Genomic DNA, 18,938 nt, shown 5'->3' on the forward strand with positions numbered 1-18,938 from the left:
GCGCGGCTGGCGCGGCTGAGTCGATGCGCCCGATATTGACCACCCCGAAGTCGCCGCCTAATCCCACGAACGAATTGCGGTACATCGGCGAGGTCGTCGCTCCGGTGTCGGAAGAGATCGCGGCCTCGATCCCAAAGAAGGCTTTAAGCCCTCCGCCCAGGTCCTCGGTTCCCTTGAAGCCGAACCGGGACGCGTTGCCCGTGATCAGCGTCTGCGAGACCGAGCCGGTCTTTGAGTTCTCAAAGCTCGTGTCCATCTTCCCGTAGATCGTCACCGTGCTTTGCGCCAGCGCAGTAACGGGGGTTATTGCACCGGCAGCAACCGCTGCCAGGCAGATCATCTTGTAATTCATTCCTCACTCCTCAAAGCTCTTATAGATAGCGGGAGATCACTCACCGCCGCGGGGGTATTCACGGGCAAAATTCGCCCAGGCCTGAGAAGACATCGTCTTCAACAGGGCAGCAAATTCACAGGGCACAGGGTCGTGGACGTGCGCGTCAACCGTCTGGCTGCGGCAGCGTGGTGGGGTGGTGGAGGTTCATGCGCGGCTATTCCAGAACAATCTTGTTGGCCTGGGCGACGTCCTTGAAGAACCGGATGCGTTGAATGACTTCCTGCCGGTATTCGGCGGGGCGCACGTTCTCGGGCAGCATCGCGCCGCGTTTGCGCCAGGCTTCCAGCGTGTCCTTGTCGCGAAGAATGGTGCGTACCGCGTCGTAGAGTTTCTGGATGATGGCCTCCGGCGTTTTTGCCGGCGCTGCCAACCCAGTCCACGACGTGAGGTTCAGGTCGGGCAGCTTGAGTTCGTCGAATGTGGGAACGTCAGGCAACTGCGGCGCGCGCAACGGCGAGGCGACGGCCAGTGCGCGCAGGCTTCCGCTCTGCAGCATGGCCAGGTTGGAGGGCAGGTTGTTCCACGTCAGCTGAACCTGCCCCGAGAGCAGGTCCGTCAGCGCGGGCCCGGCGCCCCGGTAGGGAATGTGCGTGATGAACAGGCCCAGCTTCGACTTGAGCAGCTCCATGCTCAGGTGTGCCACCGAGCCATTGCCCGACGATGCATAGTTCAATTTGCCAGGGTTGGCTTTGGCGTAGCGTACAAATTCGGCAAAGTTCTTGACCGGGAGCTTGGCGCTGGCGACCAGCACGTTCGGCAGCCTGTCGATCAGCGTGATGTAGGCGAAATCGTTCACTGCGTCATAAGGCAGGTTGGGCGATACCGCGGGGTTGACCACATGGGTCGACTGCGAAGTGACGACCAGCGTATAGCCATCGGGCGCGGCCTTTGCAACAATGCCGGTGCCAATGGCGCCGCCCGCGCCGGCCTTGTTGTCGATCACGACCGGCTGGCCCAGCAGCCTGCCCAGTTTGTCGGCCATGGCGCGTGCGGAGATGTCCACCGCCCCGCCGGGAGGGAACGGCACGATGAGGGTAATGGGACGGCTCGGGTAAGCCTGCGGCTGGCTGAATGCCGGGCACGCTACCGCGCCCGCCGCACCGGCCGCTATGCCCAGGAATTTCCGACGGCTTGGGATGGTGATCATGCTGTGTCCTTGAGGTTGACGTGACGTTTCGAGTGAGTGGTTTCTTCCCTGATGTATCCCGCGATGGCCTGCAGCACCAGGTGAATGCGCTTCCTGAGTTCATGGAACTGCCGCTTTGGCTCGCGCGTCTTTTCGTCAAGGTAGAGCGCCCTGTTGATTTCGATCTGCAGGCTGTGCTGTCCGTGTGCGGGCCGGCCAAGAGTGCGCACCAGGTCTTGCCCTGCGTAAGGATCATTCAGCGCGACGGTATAGCCTTGCCGCCTGAACTCCTCCCCTACGAAGTCAGCGAAAGCCGCGCTGCAGCTGGCGCCATGCAGGTTGCCCAGCACGATGTCGGCCAGCGGCTTGTCCGGCAACCCCAGGCGCACATACGCGTTGCTTGGCATGGAATGAAGGTTGAGGTGCCACCGCTCACCCTGCGGGGTGCTTGACTGGGCCAGCGCGTCCTCTAGCGCATGGCGATACGGCCGCCAGCAGCTTTCAATCCGGTGTTTGATTTCGCTGGCATGAAGCCGGCGGCTGTAGATCGGCTGTAGCGTCGGCGTCTTGCTGAACACCAGGCCGTTACCCAGCCGCAGGCAGGGTTGAGAAGGGGCTACCGCCCCCATCCATTCGCCTTCCAGCATCGTGAGGTCGATGTCGTCCTCACTGCGGTTGGGGTCGATGTAGCTGCGCGGAAACGTCGCGTGCACCAGAGTCGCGCCGACCAGCGGCGCCGCGTCCCAAAGCTGCTCGATCAGCGTGTCCTCGCACTGCCGCAGTTGCTGCAATTCAATCGAGAAATCGAAGTCCTGCGGATAGTAGGTGCCGCTGTGCGGGGAGTCGCACACCAGTGCGATGGGATCAACGACGGGTCGGACGACCTTGACGGGTTCGGCGTGGGACATGGTTTGGCTCATGGCCGGCAGTTTGACGCCGCGAGTGCCGCGCGACAAACGACAATTTCAAAGCTACTGATTAGATGATCTAATACGGCCATGAAATTCAAGTCGCCGTCGCTGGCTGAACTGCATGCGTTTCTCGGGGTCTGCCAGCTGGGGAGTTTTCGCCGCGCGGCGGAGGTTCTTTCCGTCACGCAGGGCGCCGTCAGCCAGGCCATCCTGCGCCTGGAGCAACGGCTGGGCTGCAGCCTGTTCGACCGCAACGCGACGGGCGTTGTGCCCACGGTCCGCGGGCGCGAATTCCAGAAGCTGGTTGAAACCCATGTCGCCGGGCTGGAGGCGGCCGTCACCCAGTTCGGCGGAGAGTCATCGCAACGCAAAGTGCGGGTGAGCGTCATACCAACCCTCGGAACGCGATGGCTGGTCCCCAGGCTCGCGCAATTCAAGTCCTTGAACCCCAATGTCGAGGTGGAGCTGCGCCAATTCCATTTCGACGAAGACTTCAAACGCGACGACGTGGACCTGTGGATCGCGCTCAGGCGTGCCGGAAGCAGGTGGCCGCGCGGTATCCGCGGACGCTATCTGCTGGGCAACGAGATCACGCCCGCCTGCACGCCCGCACTTGCGCGAAGCATTCAGCATCCGCGGGATCTCGCCGCACATACCCTTCTTCATCACATCAACTACCCCGACAACTGGGCCGTGTGGATGGAGGGTACAGGTTTAAAGCAGCCCAAGCCAGCATTGGGCCCGGGGTTCGATCTGGGCAACAACCTCATCGTCGCGGCATGCGCCGGCATGGGGGCCATCGTCATCCAGCCGTGCCTCATCGAGAGCGAACTCGAAAGCGGCAAGCTGGTCTTGCCCTTCGACACCCGGGTCCTGATCTCGCGCGGGTATTACCTTTGCCAACGATCAGCTGCCGCCCACAGCAATCGCGCCGTTGAAGCGTTTGCCTCATGGCTGCAAGAGCAGGCCGGCAACACGGCCAGCGCCTGACCTCTCGCCAGGCGCTGCAATCAGGCTGCGCCGGCCCCGTCCTCGCGGGCCGGCAGGCCCATGCCCTTGGGCAATCCCTCGCGCAGTGCTTCGATAAAGCGGCGCAGCTTGGCTGGGTAAAAATTCGAATAGGGGTAGATCAGGTAGACCGGCAGGGGCTCGGCACACCACTGCGGCGCCAGGTGTAGCAGCCGGCCTTCGGCCACGTCGCCCGCCACGAGCCAGGTCGAAGCGATGCTTGCGCCCAGGCCCAGCAGCGTGGCGTTGCGCAGGGCAAACAGGCTGTCTGTGCCCAGGCGCGGCCGTATCGCAAAGCGGTGCTCTTCGCGGCGCTGGTCGGCATGGCGGCGGATCAGCGCCACCTCGTTGCGGTAGAAGGTTTGCAGCGCCAGCCAGGGCAGGGCCTGCAGATCGGCTGGATGCATCGGCAGCGGCTTGTCTTGCAGCAGGGAAGGTGCGGCCACCACAATGCGCCGGACTTCGGCAATCTTCACGGCCACCAGCGAAGGATCTTCCACCGCGCCCACGTGCACCGCGCAGTCGATGCCCTGCGTGATGAAGTCGGGTGTGCCGTCATGCAGCAGCCACTCCACCGTGACGCGCTCGTGGCGCCGCAAATAGTCGACCACCGGCCCCACCAGCTGCTGCTGGCCCAGCGCATGCGGTACCACCACGCGCAGCGTGCCTTCCGCCACTTCCTGGGTGCCGCGCAGGTCGGCCTCAAAAGCCCCCCAGTTGCCCAGCAGCTCCTTGGCACGGGCAAAGCAGCGCTCGCCGCCCTCCGTCAGTTTCATCGCGTGGGTGGAGCGCTGCAGCAGCTTCAGGCCCAGCGAACGTTCCAGCGCCTGAAGGCGCCGGCTGACTGTGGGTTGCGTGGCGTTCATCTGCGCTGCGGCGGCCGACAGGCTGCCCGCCTCCACGATGCGCACAAAGGTCTGCATGAGTTCGATCCGGTCCGGCGCGGTTTTCATGAGGTGTCCCAGGTTGTTTATGCGTTTTGCGTATGACCATTGTGCCCAATAGCAGCCTTCACAGCGCAAAACCCCGCCCGCATACTCGCGTCCTGCCTCAAATCGGGATTTTCCTCATGACTTCTACAGCTAATACGCATGACCAAACCGGGCCCGGCTTGCCGTTCCCATTGATTCTCCTGCTCGCCACCGGCGCCGGCCTGGCCGCGGCTTCGCTCTATTACAGCCAGCCCATGCTGGCCTTGCTGCTTGCTGAATTCAAGTCCACCCCCGCCGCCATCGGCCTGGTGCCCACACTGACAACGCTCGGTTACGCGCTGGGCATCGGGCTACTGGCGCCGCTGGGCGACCGCTATGACCGCCGGCGCATCATCCTCGGCAAGGCCGCTGCTCTGGTGCTGGCGTTGCTGCTCGCCGCCGCCGCGCCGTCCGTGGCGGTGCTCGCGCTGGCCAGCCTCGCGATCGGTCTTGCGGCCACGCTGGCACAAGACATCGTGCCGGCAACCGCCACACTCGCACCCGAAGCCCAACGCGGCAAAACCGTCGGCACCGTGATGACCGGCCTGCTGCTGGGCATCCTGCTGTCGCGTGTGGTGGCCGGCGCCGTGGCCGAGCAGTTCGGCTGGCGCAGCATGTTCGTGGCCGCGGCCCTCAGCATCGCGGTGCTGGGCGTGGCGGTGTGGCGGCACCTGCCGCGCTTTGTACCCACCACGCAGCTGCCCTACCTGGCGTTGCTCGGCTCGCTGGCCACGCTGTGGAAGCGCCACGGCGCGCTGCGCCGCGCGGCCGTCGCACAGGGCCTGATCAGCATCGGTTTCAGCGCCTTCTGGTCCACGCTGGCCATCATGCTGCACGCCGAGCCCTTCAACCTGGGCAGCGGCGCCGCCGGCGCCTTCGGCCTGGCCGGTGCCGCCGGTGCGCTGGCCGCGCCGCTGGCCGGTCGCATCGCCGACAGCAAAGGCCCTGAAGTCGTGACCCGGCTGGGCGCCGCGCTGGTCGTCGCGGCCTTCATCGCCATGGCCCTCGGACCCAACCAGCTGTGGCTTGTTGCCTTGGGCGCAGTGGTGTTTGACCTGGGCGCGCAGGCCACGCTGATTGCTCACCAGACCATCGTCTACGGCATTGAACCCGCCGCGCGCAGCCGGCTCAATGCGGTTCTGTTCATCGGCATGTTCAGCGGCATGGCCGGCGGTGCGTGGCTCGGCAGTGTTGTGCTGGCGCATGCCGGCTGGCAGGGCGTGTGCGTGATGGCCGCGGTGTCAGGTGCGGCAGCACTGGTGGTGCGGCTGTGGCCTGCGAAGAAACTGGTGCGCTGCGCCGCGTGAAAACGACGCTGAACTGTCAAGCCTTTTTGGGAATTGTGGCCACCATGCCCGCCGTGCGTGCCCTGACCTCCGGTGTCGCCAGGCAGGTCATCACCGCCTCGTAGCCCGGCGCGCCGGGATAGGGTGCGACGCGAACCGGCGGGCTGTGGTTCGCCGGGCAAAGGATGATGGCTTCCTGCGCGCCCATCGCCGCCAGATCCAGAATCGACGACGAACGTGTCATCAGGAAAAGCGGGCGTGCGCCAAGCCCGGCGCGTTGGCGCAGGTAGATGATGAGCGCTTCCTGCGTGGCCTGGTCCAGCCCTTGCTCCACCATGTCAACCACAAAGACGGCGGGCCCTTCGGCTTCCAGTCCCGCCAGCAGCGCGGTCAGTGCTTCCGAGGCTACAGCTCCTTCATCCACCAGCCACGCCAGTGTCCTGTCAACACGCTGCTTCAATGCAGCATCCTTGTCCGTGTTGTCCTGCCGGTCCAAACCCAGAAAGACCGCATTCGGCAGCCGCTCAGCCAGCAGCATCGCCAAACGAGTCTTGCCGCTGCCAAGCGGCCCGATGATGTAGTTCAGTGGGCGTATGCCGGCAAGCTCAAACCACTCGCCGCCCCAGGGCCAGGGCAACTCAAAACCCACGCTGAATTTGGCATAAGGATGAAGCACACGCGCCAGCTCCCCCTGGCCCGGCGCCCTGCCGCGAAGAAGGTCCGCACGCAACGTGCGGACCTTGCCTATCGTGTCTACGAGTTCGCGCACTTCCGATTCGAGCGCCGCCTCGTGCAGGGCAAGCGCAGGCTCCAGGCTTTGCGGGTCACCCACAAAAGCCTCTGCCACCTGAGCCAGGCTCAGGCCCAACTTGCGCAGCGTCACCACCTCGGCGGCACGCACCATCGCGTCGGGGCCATAAATCCGGTAGCCGGTGGCGGTACGCTCCGGCGTTACCAGGCCGCGCTGTTCATACAGCCGCAAGGCTTTGATCGACACGCCAAGCCGCCTGGCCGCTTCGGAGGCACCTGGGTGCGCGCGGGGAGAATTCATGAGAGACCTCTGGGTTGCTTCAGGATTGCTTTTTGAACTTTCAGCATCATGAAGGCGGACCCAGGGGCCAAGTCAACAGGACATTGAAAAACTCAGGCCATCAGCGCTTCTTTCGGAAAATCCGTCGAAGCCGACAGCGCCTTCCATGCCTTCACTTCGGCCTCCACAAACGCATGCTTGTCTGCAATCACTTTCAGCGTGTCGGTGCCCATTGGCAGGCGCAGCGGTGGGGTGTCGGCCTCCACCAACTTCAGCATCGCTTGCGCCAGGCGCAGCGGGTCGCCCGCCTGGTTGTGGTTGATTTCCGTGGCAGCTTCGCGCACCCTGCCTGCGCTTTGGGCGTAGTCGTCCAGAATGCGTGGCGACACTGCCAGCGAGGCGTTGTCCAGGAAGTCGGTGCGGAAGTAACCCGGCTCCACGCTGGTGACATGAATGCCCAGCGGCGCCAGTTCTCCGTGCAGCGCTTCGGTCAGGCCTTCCACTGCAAACTTGGTTGAGCAGTACACGCCAAAGCCCGGGCCCGACTGGTAACCGCCCAGCGACGAGATGTTGATGACGTGGCCGCTGCGGCGCACACGCATGGCCGGCAGCACCGCGCGTGTCACGTTCAGCAGGCCGAACACATTGGTCTCGTACAGGCGCCGCACCTCGTCGGCGGTGGCTTCTTCCACCGCGCCCAGCAGGCCGTAGCCCGCGTTGTTGACCAGCACATCGATGCGGCCAAAACGTGCCAACGCGGCTTGCACGGCGGCCGTCGCCTGTGCTTCGTCGGTCACATCCAGCGGCAATGCCAGCAGTGCATCGCTCGCGGGAAATCTTTTTTGCACTGAGGCGGCGTCGCGCGAAGTCGCCACCACCGCGTCGCCGTGCGCCAGCGCCGCTTCGGCAATGCGGGCGCCAATGCCGCGCGCCGCGCCGGTGATCATCCAGATACGCTTGAAGTCAGTCTTTGCATTCATGGTCTTGCCCCTTAAAAAATGTTGCTGAGGAGGGCAATGTAGGTTTTTGATTAAGTGTTGAATAGCCATCAATCAGTGAGTTCATAATCAAGCTAATCGTGATAATGGGGGCTTGCTCCCCGTAAAAACCGCCAGGAGCCGCCATGGCCTTCAATGAATTGCGCGCCGTTTCCACTTTCGTCAAAGCTGCTGAACTCGGTAGCCTGCGCCAGGCCGCTGCCGCACAGGCCATCACACCGCAGGCCGCCAGCCAGGCGCTGGTCCAGCTTGAGCAGCACCTGGGCGTGCGCCTTTTTCACCGCACCACGCGCAGCCTGAGCCTCACCGAAGAAGGCGAGCAGTTCCTGCAGGCCGCGCAGCCCGGCCTTTCGACGCTGCAGCGGGCGTTGCAGGGCGCGCGCCGCACACGCGAAGAAATCGCCGGGCCGCTGCGCATCGTCGCGCCGCGTTCCATCATGCTCGAGGTGTTGTGGCCCGTGCTCGAGGAATACTGCCGCCGTTATCCGCAGGTGGATCCCGACATCCAGATGGACGACCGCATCGGTAACTGGGTGGAAGACCGCGTCGACGTCGGCTTTCGCGCCGGCGCGCCGCCCGCGGGCGGCATCATCTCGCGCCGCATCCTGCCGCTGCAACTGGTGGTGTGCGCGTCACCCGCCTACATCGCGCAGCATGGCGCGCCCCAGACCATCGAAGACCTGGCCCGGCACCGCTGCACCGGCTTTCACCACACGGGTACCGGCAAGACCATGCCTTGGGAGTTCAAAGTGGGTGAAGAAGTGGTGGCCCGTACCGTCGCCGCGTCCTTCCTCACCAATGACGTGGACCTTGAAGCCCGCGCTGTCGTGGCCGGCCAGGCCATCGGCCAGCTGATCGGCGCCACCGCTGCGCCGCTGGTGCGTGCCGGCCGGCTGGTGCCGCTGTTGACGCAGCATGTCACCGGGCATCTCGGCCTCTATGTCTATTACGGCAGCCGCAGCGCGCAGCCGGCCCGTGCGCGGGCATTCATCGACCTGGCGGTGGAGCGGCTGGTCGGCAACACGCAGTTTTACCTGGAGCCGCATGAACTGCGGCCCCATGCCGCCGCGCGAAAAACGCGCCGCGCCCGCGCGGCCGGCTGACGCGCGGGTGTCGCGGCATCAGCGCCGCACAGACATCTCTTTCTGTATCTTTCTTATCCATCCGTTTGCGCGCAGTCGTTTTCTTGGCGTCGCCTACAGCTGCGTTAGCCCACGGCTGACGCGCGGCGGGCCGATGTGGGAATAAATTGGGAGCCTGTACGGACGCATCAGGAAGAATAAAAAGTGTCAGCTATCTCGCGCCTTCGCTCCGCCTTTTTCACTGGCCTGGTGCTCGTGCTGATCGGACTGATACTGGCCTTGCCGGGCATCTGGCTGGTGGTGCTGGGAGGCTCCTGGTATTACCTGGTGGCCGGCTTCGCATTTGTGTTGACGGGCGTGCTGTTGATCCAGTACGGACCGATAGCGCTGTGGACCTATGCGCTCTTGCTGGTAGGCACGCTGGCATGGGCGTTGTGGGAAGGTGGGCTTGACTGGTGGCCGCTGGCCGCGCGCGGGGGGGTGCCATTTCTCATTGGCCTGTTCCTGCTGACCCCCATGCTTGCCCGTGCCATGCAGTCCGAAGCGCCGGGCCAATCCGGTGTACGCGCCGGCCAGTGGGCGCTGGGCGCCGCGCTGGCGCTTTTCCTTGTGGCCTCGGTGGCGACCTGGCTGCATGATGCGAATCGTGTGACGGGCATGTTGCCGCTGCCGCCCACCGGCGCATCGGCCGCGCGCCCGGCTGATGCCGTGCCCGCCGGCGAATGGCATGCCTATGGGCGTACGGGCCAGGGGCAGCGGTATTCACCGCTCAGCCAGATCACCCCCGACAACGTGGAAAACCTGGGGCTGGCCTGGCAGTACCGCACGGGGGACATGCGCGGCCAGCCAGGCGACCCGGCAGAAACCACCTTCGAGGTGACCCCGCTGAAAGTGGGCAACCGGCTTTTCCTGTGCACGCCGCACCAGGCTGTCATTGCGCTGGACGCCACCACCGGCGCGGAAGCCTGGCGCTTTAATCCCGAAATCCAGGGCAAGCTCGCGCTGCAGCACCTGACCTGCCGTGGCCTGTCTTACCAGCCGCCGGCCCCTGCGACTGCGACAGCTGCCGCCGCGTCCACCGACTGCCCGGCCAAGCTCTTCATGCCCACGGCAGACGGCCGCGTGATTGCCCTCAACCCCGACACCGGAAAGGTCTGCCCCTCTTTCGGCGGCGGCAAGGGGCAGATCGATCTCTGGGCCGGCATGCCCAACGTCAAGCCCGGCGCCTACTATTCCACCTCACCGGTGGTGGTCACATCAAAGCTCATCATTGTGGGCGGCACGGTGCTCGACAACGTTTCCACCAAAGAGCAGTCCGGCGTGATCCGCGCTTACGACATCAACACCGGTGCGCTGGTCTGGAACTGGGACTCGGGCAAGCCCGACGCCACTGCCCCGCTTGCGGCAGGGCAAACCTATACCGCCAATTCACCGAACAGCTGGTCCATTTCCAGCGTCGACGAAGCGCTGGGCATGGTCTATGTGCCGCTGGGCAACCAGCCCCCCGACCAATGGGGTGGCCAGCGCAGCCCCGCCGTCGAAACCTATTCGTCGTCCGTCGTCGCGCTGGACCTGGCCACCGGCAAGGTGCGCTGGAACTTCCAGACCGTGCACCACGACCTGTGGGACTACGACGTGCCGGCCCAGCCCAGCCTGGTGGACCTCACGGTGGGCGGCAGCAAGGTTCCCGCGCTGGTCCAGCCCACCAAGCAGGGCGAGATCTTTGTGCTGGACCGCCGCACCGGCACACCGCTTTTGCCCGTGGTGGAAACAGCGGCGCCGCAGGGCGCTGCACAGGGTGACCGCACCGCGCCCACGCAACCGAATTCGGCGCTGTCATTCAACCCGCCGCCGCTGGCTGAACGCGACATGTGGGGCGCCACCCTGTTCGACCAGCTCTATTGCCGCATTGCTTTTCACCGGCTGCGTTACGAAGGCCGCTTCACGCCGCCTTCCACGCAAGGCTCACTGATCTATCCCGGCAACTTCGGCGTGTTCAACTGGGGCGGCGTGGCGGTGGACCCGGAGCGGCAAATGGTCTTCGCCACGCCGACCTACCTGGCCTTTGTCTCCAAACTCGTGCCGCGCACGGACGACACCAGCCTCCTGGTGCAGGGCAAGGAGCGGCCCGAAGGCAGCCTGCCCTCGCTCAATGAAAATTTCGGCGCGCCGTTCGCCGTCAAGCTCAGCGCGTTTGTCTCGCCGCTGGGCATCCCGTGCCAGGCGCCGCCCTGGGGTTATGTGGCCGGCGCCGACCTGACCACGGGCGCCGTTGCCTGGCAGCATAAAAACGGCACCGTGCGCGACCTGGCCCCGGTGCCCCTGCCTTTCCGTATGGGCGTTCCCAATCTTGGCGGGCCCCTCACCACGGCGGGCGGCGTGGCCTTCCTGTCCGGCACGCTCGACTATTACGTGCGTGCCTACGACGTGAACACCGGCAAGGAAATCTGGAAGAGCCGCCTGCCCGCGGGTGGCCAGGCCACCCCCATGACCTACACCGGCGCCGACGGCCGGCAGTACCTGCTGGTGATGGCCGGCGGCCATGGGTCACTGGGGACGCGGGCGGGGGACTATGTGCGGGCTTATGCGTTGCCGCGCTAGTTGAGCCGCTCTTATCCGGCCCGGCTCATGACGTCGGCAACCCAATCCACGAACACGCGCACGCGCGGCGACAGTTGCCGGTGGTGCGGGTACAGCACCGACACCGGCATGGGCGCGGGCCGGAAAGCGGCCAGCACTTCAACCAGTGTGCCCGCCTCGAGTTGCGCGGCCAGGTGGTAGCGCGGCACCTGGATAAAACCCAAGTGCGCGGCGCAGCAGGCTTTGTAGGCGTCGGCGTCCGTCACCGCGACCGGGCCCTTGAGCTGCACCTGACGCGGCGCGCCGTCCACGACGAAGTCGAAGGGCAGCGCCTTGCCGGTGCGGCTGGATAAAAAATTCACCGCGCGGTGGCCGCGCAGCGCCTCCAGCGTCTCGGGCGTGCCGTGTTTGTCCAGGTACTCGCGGCTCGCGCAGGTCACCTGTTCGAGCAAGGCCACGCGCCGCCCCACCATGCTGGACTCGGCCAGCTCGCCCACGCGCAGCACGCAGTCCACGCCTTCGCGCACCAGGTCCACCAGCCGGTCGCCCATGCCGATCTCCAGCTCGATGTCCGGGTAGCGCTCAAAAAAATCACCAATCACCGGCAGCAAAAAATGCTTGGCCAGCGTGCCGTGCAAATCCACCCGCAGCTTGCCGCGCGGCTTGCTGCCCGTGTTGACAAAGGCCGACTCGGCTTCCTCCAGGTCGGTCAACAGGCGCAGGCAGCGCTCGTAATAGGCCGCGCCATCCTGCGTGGGGCTGACATGCCGCGTCGTGCGGTGGAGCAGCCGCGCGCCCAGCCGCTTTTCCAGCTGCTGCACCGCGTGCGTCACCGTGGCGCGCGGCAGCAGCAGGTCATCGGCCGCCTTCGTAAAACTGCCCAGCTCCACGATGCGGGTGAAGAGCTGCATTGAGCTAAAGCGGTCCATTCAGTCGCGCCTTCATTGTTGGCATTTATTGAACAGTGATGGCAATTTTACGGTATTTATCGCATGTGAATTGAATAGAACAATACCTTCACTGGCTCACCAAAGGCGCACAACACACGCAGCACCCCGGGCGGTCAGAACCAACCCACTTTTAACCATCAGGAGTTTCAAATGACCGCTTCCAGCAACAACGCCACCCAGGTGGCCATCGTCACCGGCGCCTCGCGCGGCATAGGCGCGGCCGTCGCCCGGCGCCTGGCACAAGAGGGCTACGCCGTCGTCATCAACTATGCCGGCCAGGCTGAAGAAGCCCAGGCCGTTGTGCAGTCCATTATGGCCAGCGGCGGCCAGGCCGTTGCCGTGCAGGCCGACGTCGCCAGTTCCGCCGCCGTCAGGCAGCTGTTCGATGACAGCATCCAGGCCTTCGGCCGCGTCGACGTGCTCATCAACAACGCCGGCATCATGCCGCCCAGCCTGCCGGCGCTGGCCGACACCGACGACGACACCTTTGACCGCCTCTTCGCCGTCAACGTCAAGGGCACGTTCAACACCCTGCGCGAAGCCGCCGCGCGCCTGCAGCCCGGCGGGCGCATCGTCAACTTCTCGACCAGCGTGATCGGCCTGGCTCTGCCCGGCTACGCGGTGTACGGCGCCACCAAGAGCGCGGTGGAAACCTTCACCAACATCATGGCCAAAGAGCTGCGCGGCAAAAACATCCGCATCAACGCCATCGCCCCCGGCCCTACAGCCACCGCGCTGTTTCTCAACGGCAAGACGCCCGAGACGGTTGAGCGCATGTCAAAGATGGCGCCGCTCGAACGCCTGGGCACGCCGGAGGACATCGCCAGTGCGGTTGCTTTCCTCGTGAGCGACAACGCGGCCTGGGTCAACGGCCAGACGTTGCGTGTGAATGGTGGCGTTGTGTAAGCGCACGCACTTCTCCAAGCCATCAAGCACTCTTTTCAAATCCTTTCCAGAAAGACACACATCATGAAATCCGTCATCCTGGTCACCGGTGCATCCACCGGCATCGGCCACCTCACCGTCCGCTCACTGGCCCAGGCCGGCCACACCGTCTACGCCAGCATGCGCGACATCCAGGGCCGTAACGCACCCAAGGTGCGTGAGCTGCGCGACTGGAGTTTTGCCAACGGCTTTGACTTGCGTGCTGTTGAGCTCGACGTGCTGTCGCAAGCTTCCGCAGACGCCGCCGTGGCGCACATCATGGCCGAGCAAGGCCGCCTGGACGTCATCGTGCACAACGCCGGCCACCTGGTCGTCGGACCCGCCGAGGCCTACACGCCGGAAGAAATCATCAAGGTGCTGGACACCAACTTCCTGGGCAGCCAGCGCGTGAACCGCGCTGTGTTGCCGGTGATGCGCAAGGCCGAAGCTGGCTTGGTGCTGTGGGTCAGCAGCAGCACGGTGCGCGGCGGCTTCCCGCCTTTCCTCGGCCCTTACGCTGCCGCCAAGGCTGCGATGGATTCGATGGCCGTGACCATGTCGTACGAGCTCGCCCGCTTCGGCATCGAGACCTCCATCGTGGTGCCCGGCGCCTTCACCAAAGGCACGGCGCACTTCCCCAGCGCTGGCAAGCCGGCCGACGAAGCGGTCACGGCTGCTTACGCGCGCTACGACGGTGTCATGGACAAGGTCGGCGAACGCCTCTCGGCGCTGAGCCCCGACCACGCCGACCCGCAAGCCGTGGCCGACGACATCACCCGCATCGTCGGCCTGCCCGGCGGCACGCGCCCTTTCCGCTCGGTGACCGACTTCATCGACGACGGCGCCGGTGAAGTCACCGTGGTGGCCGAACGCGTGCGCGAAGAGTTCGCCCACCGCATCGGCATTGCCGACATGCTCAAACCGGTGGTGCGCCGCGCGGCTTGAGGGCTCACCTCTTGCTCCCTCCCTCGCTGGGGGAGGGCTGGGGTGGGGGCCAACCGCCCTTTGAATATTCGCAGCGAACATCAAGCGCCGCCGGCCCTCATCCCCACCTTCTCCCAGAGGGAGAAGGAGTTAATCCGGATATCCAATGCCCAGGAGGCACCATGCAACCCACCGTCATCCTCACCCTCGCCCGCATTCTCATGGCCCTGGCCTTTACCGGCCCAGGCGCTTCGCACTTCATCGAATCCGCACGTCTGCGCAACTACACAGCCGCCGCGATAGGTGCGGTCGAAGTTGCCGCCGGCTTGGCGCTGGCTTTTGGCTGGCAAGTGCGCTGGTTCGCGCTCACCGCTGCAGCCTTTCTGGTGGTCGACGCCTTCATCGCCCACGGCTTCTGGGCCGCCACGCCGCAAGAGCTGCGCAACCAGTTGCTGCACTTCTTCAAGAACATCGCGCTGGCAGGCGGCTTTGCGCTGCTGGCTTTGGTGTCGCGTGAATTTTAAGTGAAATTGGCCTCCAGTCCAATCAATGCATAGGTTAGTGGCTATCTTTTTAGTAGCATGATGCTCCGGATTCACCTCTTACTCCCTCTCCCCATGGCAGAGGGCAGGGGTGAGGGCCAACGGCCTCACCAGCACGCGCGGCTCAAACATCAAGCGCGCCGTCGGCCGTCATCCCCACCTTCTCCCAGAGGGAGAAGGAGTTAATCCGGATCCAGGTGAAATTGCCCCGCGCTACCCCGCCGCCTTGACCCATTCACGCGGCGAGACGCCTGTCTTTTGCACAAAAAGGCGCGACAGCGCCGACGCATTGGCATATCCCAGCTGCGCGGCAATGGCCTTGAGTGATTGGCCATTGCGCAACTCGGCCTGCGCAACGGCCAGCCGCCACGTCGCCAGATAGTTCCCGGGCGTTTGCCCCACTTTTTGTTTGAACAACGGTGCAAACGCACTGCGCGACATGCCGGCCGATTGCGCCAGGCCTTCAAGGCTCCACGCATGGCCCGGGTTTTCATGCACCGCCACCAGTGCACGCGCCAGTCGCGGTTCGGCCAGCCCGGCCAGCAGGCCCTCGGGAACGCTGCCTTCTTCCGGGTGGTCCAGCAGCCAGCGCAGCAGCTGCAGCAGCAACACCTCAAATAATCGGTCGGCCAGCAGCCGCTGGCCGCAGCGCACCTGTGCGGTCTCGGCAAACAGCAAGGCCAGCGTGTGCTCCAGCCCCGGTACGCGCGCCAGCGGCAATACCACCAGGGCCGGCAGCGCACGTGCCAGCGGGTGGCTGGCGCCCCCGTCGAATGCCAGCGTTGCGCAGGTGAAATCAGCGCCCTCCACCGGCGCATTGTGAAAGTCGTGCGCCAGCGGCCGCGGGTAAAACACCAGGCTGGGCTCGCTCACCTTCACTCGCCTGGGCGCACCCGTTGCCGCGCGGTGCGTCACCACCATGGTCCCGCGGCGCATCACGTGCAAAAAGCCCAGCCCGGCCTCTGGCGTGAAGCGCGTCACGCCGCACAGCGGCCCGTTGTGAAACATGTGGGCCCGCACGCGAAAGCGTTCCATCAGGCCGGAAAGCCGGTCAATTCCTTCGGAGGGCGTGGTCATGGTGTGGGAGTGGTTTGAGGCTTGCTTTGGATGATAAGGATGATTTGATAGACGAATTCATCCAATAAGTCCTGATTGTCGCGCGAAACTTCTTCCTGTGCAGCGAGCGCACCCACAAGCCCCGCCGCACGAAACGTCATCCCTTAACCGCGACTCTTCAATCTCCAAAGGACTTCACATGTCACGCATTCCATTGATCGACCGTAACGCCACCTCCGCCGATCGCAAGGCCCTGCTCGATCAGGTCACCCAAGCCTTCGGTGCCACGCCCAATATGTTCAAGGCCGTCGCCAATTCCCCCGCCGCACTCAAAAGCATGTGGGGCTCGTTCGGCGCGCTGGGGGGCGGTGTCATCAACGCCAAACTGGGTGAGCAGATCGCTGTGGCAGTGGCCGACCGCAACGCCTGCGAATACTGCCTGGCCGCGCACACGGCGCTGGGCCGCAAGGCCGGCGTCAGCGCTGAAAGCATGGCCGCCGCGCAACGCGGTGAATCCGCCGACCCGGCCACCGCTGCGGTGCTCGCGTTTGCACTCAAGCTGGTGAATGAACGCGGCAATGTGTCCGAGGCCGATGTGCAGGCCGTTCGCCAGGCCGGCTTCAGCGATGAGCAGATCGTGGAAATCCTCGCGCATGTGGCGCTCAACCTTTTCACCAACTACGTCAATGTGGCGTTTGCGGTGCCGGTTGATTTCGCGCCCGTCAAGCTGAGCCGAGCCGCTGCCTGACGCTTCGCCGCCCGGGTCTTTGACCCGACGTGCGCGATCTGCGGCATGCAGGCTGCGTTGAAAGTATTTTTGAAAGTCTTCATGCAAACCAAAAATTATTCTCTCGCACCCGCCTGGCACATCGCGCACTGGCTCAACACATCGTCGCCCATCACCCTCGAATCCCTGCGCGGCACACCCAGCCTGGTGCTGATCGACAGGCAGGGCCATTTGCGGCTGAGCCACTTCGGGCACCCGGACGATCTGGCCGTCGGTTCGGCCATAGGGCAACTGCTTGCCGAGACCGCTGGCGAAGTCACGAATACAGTTTCGCCCCCGCCGCGAATTCCGCCTTGAATACTTCGGCCACCCAGTCGGCAAAGGCACGCACCTTGGCCGTCAGGTGGCGGTTGCGCGGGTACAGCACCATCATCGGCAGCGCTTCGGGCTGCCAGTCGGGCAGCACGCGCACCAGTTCGCCGCTGGCCAGCAGCGCGCAGGTGCGGCGCGTGAGTGGCGGCTGCGACAAACCCAGGCCGGCCAGCACCGCGCCCATGTGGCTGTCGGCGTCGTTGCAGCTGACCCAGTGCGGGCGGTGGATCTGCCGCACGTCGCCATCCCTGGAAAACTCGAACGGAAACACCCGGCCGGTCTTGGCAGAATGAAAGTTCACGAAGCGGTGCTGTTCCAGGTCTTCCAGGGTCTGCGGTATGCCGTACTGCGCCAGGTAAGAAGGCGCGGCACAAGTCACCACCGCCAGCCGGCCCAACGGCCGCGCCACCAGTGTTTCGTCGTGCACCAGGCCGCCGCGAATCACGCAGTCCACGCCTTCGGCCACCAGGTCGACCGGCCTGTCGGTGCTGCCGAGTTCCAGCACCATGTCGGGGTAGCGGTTGAAAAATTCCGGCAGCGCCGGTGAGATCACGTGGCGGCCCACCGCCGCCGGCACATCCACGCGCAAGCGCCCGGCAGGCGTGGCCACGGCTCGGCGCAGCGTGCCTTCCAGCTCGCCCATGTCCTGCACCATGGCCTGCGCGCGCTGGTGGTACAGCGCGCCGTCGTCCGTCAGGCTTAGCGTGCGCGTGGTGCGGTTCAGCAGGCGCACCCCCAGGTGCGCTTCGAGCTCCTGCACCACCGTCGTCACCCGGGCTTTGGGCATGTGCAGCGCGGTGGCTGCCGCGGTAAAGCTGCCCAGGTCCACCACTCGTGTGAAGACTTCCATCGCCTTGTAGCGATCAACGCTCATGATTTCGCCCTTATTGTTCTTTAAATCACTAACAGTTATTTTGTTTAACGGCAGTTTATTCTTTTAATTCAAATCAATACAGTTCATTCACCTGCTCGCTTATCTGCCCATCCAAACACTGATCCACTTTTTAAGAAAAGGCTCCCCATGAACACGAATATCCTTTCCCCCACCCGCCTGGGCTTTCGCGGCCCGCAATCCGTCTCAGCCATTGGCCTGGGCGCCATGGGCATGTCGGGCATGTACGGCGCCCACGACGAGGCGCAAAGCATCGCCACCATCCATGCTGCGCTCGACGCCGGCGTCAACCTGATCGACACCGGTGACTTTTACGGCATGGGCCACAACGAGATGCTGATCGGCCGGGCGCTGAAAGGCCGGCGCGATGAGGTGCTGATCTCCGTGAAGTTCGGCGCGCTGCGCGACCCGTCTGCCGGCTGGGTCGGCATGGACGGCCGGCCCGCAGCGGTGAAGAACTTCCTGGCCTACACGCTGCAGCGCCTGGGCACCGACCACATCGATATTTATCGTATCGCTCGCCTCGACCCGGACGTGCCGATCGAAGACACCATTGGTGCCATGGCCGACATGGTCAAAGCCGGTTATGTGCGCCACATCGGCCTCAGCGAAGTCGGCGTACAGACCATCCGCAAGGCGCATGCCGTGCACCCCATCAGCGACCTGCAGATTGAATATTCGCTGGTCAGCCGCGGCCCTGAGGCAGAAATCTTCCCCGTTCTCAAGCAACTGGGCATCGGCGTCACGCCTTACGGCGTGCTGTCACGCGGTTTGCTGTCCGGCTCCAAACCCACGGGGCCTGGCGACTTCCGCGCCCACCTGCCGCGCTTTACTGGCGACAACGCGGTGAAGAACCAGCAGCTCATTGATGTATTGCATCAACTCGCTGGGGGCCTGGGTGCCACAGCATCGCAGGTGGCGATTGCCTGGGTCATCGCACGCGGCAAGGCGCTGGGTGTCGACATGGTGGCGTTGGTCGGTTCCCGCAAGCCGGGCCAGCTTGATGAAGCGCTGGGCGCGTTGAAGCTCAAGCTCAGCGCCGAAGACCTGCAGCGCATCGAAGCCGCGCTGCCGGCCGACGCGGTGGCCGGCACACGCTACGACGCCTACCAGATGGGTCACCTGGACAGCGAGAAGTAAGCGCGAATTTATACAAATCGGCCTG

Annotated in this window: 19 protein-coding genes; 10 read left to right on the plus strand and 9 right to left on the minus strand. The window is 64.6% G+C overall.

Going from position 1 to position 18,938, the window contains the following annotated elements:
• The 3 genes from AC1DYR_RS22065 to AC1DYR_RS22075 form a co-directional block, all read right to left on the minus strand.
• Positions 1-352: porin (locus AC1DYR_RS22065; RefSeq protein ID WP_477706953.1), on the minus strand; the 352-nt coding region annotated here is incomplete at its 3' end.
• 196 nt (positions 353-548) lie between these two features.
• Positions 549-1,541, minus strand: a complete 993-nt coding sequence (locus AC1DYR_RS22070) for a Bug family tripartite tricarboxylate transporter substrate binding protein (RefSeq protein WP_477706954.1) — start codon at positions 1,539-1,541, stop codon at positions 549-551.
• Positions 1,538-2,428 (minus strand): N-formylglutamate amidohydrolase, encoded by an 891-nt coding sequence (locus AC1DYR_RS22075; RefSeq protein WP_477706955.1) that lies wholly within the window; start codon positions 2,426-2,428, stop codon positions 1,538-1,540. Before AC1DYR_RS22075 ends, AC1DYR_RS22070 begins: the two co-directional genes overlap by 4 nt.
• Positions 2,429-2,518: 90 nt before the next feature.
• Between AC1DYR_RS22075 and AC1DYR_RS22080 the strand changes: the two genes are divergently transcribed.
• Positions 2,519-3,421 carry a LysR substrate-binding domain-containing protein gene (locus tag AC1DYR_RS22080; RefSeq protein WP_477706956.1) on the plus strand — a complete coding sequence of 301 codons (903 nt, stop codon included), beginning with the start codon at positions 2,519-2,521 and terminating at the stop codon, positions 3,419-3,421.
• Between the two features lie 20 nt (positions 3,422-3,441).
• Here AC1DYR_RS22080 and AC1DYR_RS22085 read toward each other — a convergent pair whose 3' ends face one another.
• Positions 3,442-4,392: a LysR family transcriptional regulator gene (locus AC1DYR_RS22085; RefSeq protein ID WP_477706957.1), complete on the minus strand. Its 951-nt coding sequence runs from the start codon at positions 4,390-4,392 to the stop codon at positions 3,442-3,444.
• 116 nt (positions 4,393-4,508) lie between these two features.
• On the opposite strand from AC1DYR_RS22085, the gene AC1DYR_RS22090 reads away from it, so the two are divergent.
• Positions 4,509-5,717 (plus strand): MFS transporter, encoded by a 1,209-nt coding sequence (locus tag AC1DYR_RS22090; protein WP_477706958.1) that lies wholly within the window; start codon positions 4,509-4,511, stop codon positions 5,715-5,717.
• Between the two features lie 16 nt (positions 5,718-5,733).
• Here the strand turns inward: AC1DYR_RS22090 and AC1DYR_RS22095 are convergent, their stop codons facing one another.
• Together AC1DYR_RS22095 and AC1DYR_RS22100 are read right to left on the minus strand one after the other, a co-directional pair.
• Positions 5,734-6,747 carry a MerR family transcriptional regulator gene (locus AC1DYR_RS22095; RefSeq protein ID WP_477706959.1) on the minus strand — a complete coding sequence of 338 codons (1,014 nt, stop codon included), beginning with the start codon at positions 6,745-6,747 and terminating at the stop codon, positions 5,734-5,736.
• 92 nt (positions 6,748-6,839) lie between these two features.
• Positions 6,840-7,706, minus strand: coding sequence for an oxidoreductase (locus AC1DYR_RS22100; protein ID WP_477706960.1), 867 nt, complete (start codon positions 7,704-7,706; stop codon positions 6,840-6,842).
• A 143-nt stretch (positions 7,707-7,849) separates the two neighbouring features.
• Here AC1DYR_RS22100 and AC1DYR_RS22105 point away from each other — a divergent pair, with 143 nt between their 5' ends.
• Together AC1DYR_RS22105 and AC1DYR_RS22110 are read left to right on the plus strand one after the other, a co-directional pair.
• Positions 7,850-8,827: a LysR family transcriptional regulator gene (locus AC1DYR_RS22105; protein ID WP_477706961.1), complete on the plus strand. Its 978-nt coding sequence runs from the start codon at positions 7,850-7,852 to the stop codon at positions 8,825-8,827.
• A gap of 183 nt (positions 8,828-9,010) precedes the next feature.
• Complete coding sequence (locus tag AC1DYR_RS22110; RefSeq protein WP_477706962.1) at positions 9,011-11,407, plus strand: glucose/quinate/shikimate family membrane-bound PQQ-dependent dehydrogenase; 2,397 nt, start codon at positions 9,011-9,013, stop codon at positions 11,405-11,407.
• Between the two features lie 11 nt (positions 11,408-11,418).
• Here the strand turns inward: AC1DYR_RS22110 and AC1DYR_RS22115 are convergent, their stop codons facing one another.
• Positions 11,419-12,315, minus strand: a complete 897-nt coding sequence (locus AC1DYR_RS22115) for a LysR family transcriptional regulator (protein WP_477706963.1) — start codon at positions 12,313-12,315, stop codon at positions 11,419-11,421.
• 171 nt (positions 12,316-12,486) lie between these two features.
• Between AC1DYR_RS22115 and AC1DYR_RS22120 the strand changes: the two genes are divergently transcribed.
• The 3 genes from AC1DYR_RS22120 (at position 12,487) to AC1DYR_RS22130 (ending at position 14,708) form a co-directional block, all read left to right on the plus strand.
• On the plus strand, positions 12,487-13,242 hold the full coding sequence (locus tag AC1DYR_RS22120; protein ID WP_477706964.1) for a glucose 1-dehydrogenase: 756 nt from the start codon (positions 12,487-12,489) through the stop codon (positions 13,240-13,242).
• A gap of 63 nt (positions 13,243-13,305) precedes the next feature.
• On the plus strand, positions 13,306-14,205 hold the full coding sequence (locus AC1DYR_RS22125; RefSeq protein WP_477706965.1) for an SDR family oxidoreductase: 900 nt from the start codon (positions 13,306-13,308) through the stop codon (positions 14,203-14,205).
• Between the two features lie 161 nt (positions 14,206-14,366).
• Positions 14,367-14,708, plus strand: a complete 342-nt coding sequence (locus AC1DYR_RS22130; protein WP_477706966.1) for a DoxX family membrane protein — start codon at positions 14,367-14,369, stop codon at positions 14,706-14,708.
• Between the two features lie 231 nt (positions 14,709-14,939).
• Here AC1DYR_RS22130 and AC1DYR_RS22135 read toward each other — a convergent pair whose 3' ends face one another.
• Entirely contained in the window at positions 14,940-15,803 is an 864-nt protein-coding gene (locus AC1DYR_RS22135) for an AraC family transcriptional regulator (RefSeq protein WP_477706967.1), read from the minus strand.
• Positions 15,804-15,981: 178 nt separating this feature from the next.
• Here AC1DYR_RS22135 and AC1DYR_RS22140 point away from each other — a divergent pair, with 178 nt between their 5' ends.
• On the plus strand, positions 15,982-16,530 hold the full coding sequence (locus tag AC1DYR_RS22140) for a carboxymuconolactone decarboxylase family protein (RefSeq protein ID WP_477706968.1): 549 nt from the start codon (positions 15,982-15,984) through the stop codon (positions 16,528-16,530).
• An 81-nt stretch (positions 16,531-16,611) separates the two neighbouring features.
• On the plus strand, positions 16,612-16,866 hold the full coding sequence (locus tag AC1DYR_RS22145) for a hypothetical protein (protein ID WP_477706969.1): 255 nt from the start codon (positions 16,612-16,614) through the stop codon (positions 16,864-16,866).
• On the opposite strand, the gene AC1DYR_RS22150 is transcribed toward AC1DYR_RS22145, so the two are convergent.
• Positions 16,826-17,755: a LysR family transcriptional regulator gene (locus AC1DYR_RS22150; protein WP_477706970.1), complete on the minus strand. Its 930-nt coding sequence runs from the start codon at positions 17,753-17,755 to the stop codon at positions 16,826-16,828. The two genes, AC1DYR_RS22145 and AC1DYR_RS22150, sit on opposite strands and share 41 nt — an antisense overlap.
• Positions 17,756-17,902: 147 nt before the next feature.
• Here AC1DYR_RS22150 and AC1DYR_RS22155 point away from each other — a divergent pair, with 147 nt between their 5' ends.
• Positions 17,903-18,913: an aldo/keto reductase gene (locus tag AC1DYR_RS22155; RefSeq protein ID WP_477706971.1), complete on the plus strand. Its 1,011-nt coding sequence runs from the start codon at positions 17,903-17,905 to the stop codon at positions 18,911-18,913.
• Positions 18,914-18,938: the final 25 nt, after the last annotated feature.

Source organism: Polaromonas sp. P1_F9 (assembly GCF_056405615.1).

Excerpts from the sequence above, each read along its gene's own strand:
- AC1DYR_RS22070 (WP_477706954.1), bottom strand. The coding sequence starts at position 1,541 with ATGATCACCATCCCAAGCCGTCGGAAATTCCTGGGCATAGCGGCCGGT.
- AC1DYR_RS22075 (WP_477706955.1), bottom strand. The coding sequence starts at position 2,428 with ATGTCCCACGCCGAACCCGTCAAGGTCGTCCGACCCGTCGTTGATCCC.
- AC1DYR_RS22080 (WP_477706956.1), top strand. The coding sequence starts at position 2,519 with ATGAAATTCAAGTCGCCGTCGCTGGCTGAACTGCATGCGTTTCTCGGG.
- AC1DYR_RS22085 (WP_477706957.1), bottom strand. The coding sequence starts at position 4,392 with ATGAAAACCGCGCCGGACCGGATCGAACTCATGCAGACCTTTGTGCGC.
- AC1DYR_RS22090 (WP_477706958.1), top strand. The coding sequence starts at position 4,509 with ATGACTTCTACAGCTAATACGCATGACCAAACCGGGCCCGGCTTGCCG.
- AC1DYR_RS22095 (WP_477706959.1), bottom strand. The coding sequence starts at position 6,747 with ATGAATTCTCCCCGCGCGCACCCAGGTGCCTCCGAAGCGGCCAGGCGG.
- AC1DYR_RS22100 (WP_477706960.1), bottom strand. The coding sequence starts at position 7,706 with ATGAATGCAAAGACTGACTTCAAGCGTATCTGGATGATCACCGGCGCG.
- AC1DYR_RS22105 (WP_477706961.1), top strand. The coding sequence starts at position 7,850 with ATGGCCTTCAATGAATTGCGCGCCGTTTCCACTTTCGTCAAAGCTGCT.
- AC1DYR_RS22115 (WP_477706963.1), bottom strand. The coding sequence starts at position 12,315 with ATGGACCGCTTTAGCTCAATGCAGCTCTTCACCCGCATCGTGGAGCTG.
- AC1DYR_RS22120 (WP_477706964.1), top strand. The coding sequence starts at position 12,487 with ATGACCGCTTCCAGCAACAACGCCACCCAGGTGGCCATCGTCACCGGC.
- AC1DYR_RS22125 (WP_477706965.1), top strand. The coding sequence starts at position 13,306 with ATGAAATCCGTCATCCTGGTCACCGGTGCATCCACCGGCATCGGCCAC.
- AC1DYR_RS22130 (WP_477706966.1), top strand. The coding sequence starts at position 14,367 with ATGCAACCCACCGTCATCCTCACCCTCGCCCGCATTCTCATGGCCCTG.
- AC1DYR_RS22135 (WP_477706967.1), bottom strand. The coding sequence starts at position 15,803 with ATGACCACGCCCTCCGAAGGAATTGACCGGCTTTCCGGCCTGATGGAA.
- AC1DYR_RS22140 (WP_477706968.1), top strand. The coding sequence starts at position 15,982 with ATGTCACGCATTCCATTGATCGACCGTAACGCCACCTCCGCCGATCGC.
- AC1DYR_RS22145 (WP_477706969.1), top strand. The coding sequence starts at position 16,612 with ATGCAAACCAAAAATTATTCTCTCGCACCCGCCTGGCACATCGCGCAC.
- AC1DYR_RS22150 (WP_477706970.1), bottom strand. The coding sequence starts at position 17,755 with ATGAGCGTTGATCGCTACAAGGCGATGGAAGTCTTCACACGAGTGGTG.
- AC1DYR_RS22155 (WP_477706971.1), top strand. The coding sequence starts at position 17,903 with ATGAACACGAATATCCTTTCCCCCACCCGCCTGGGCTTTCGCGGCCCG.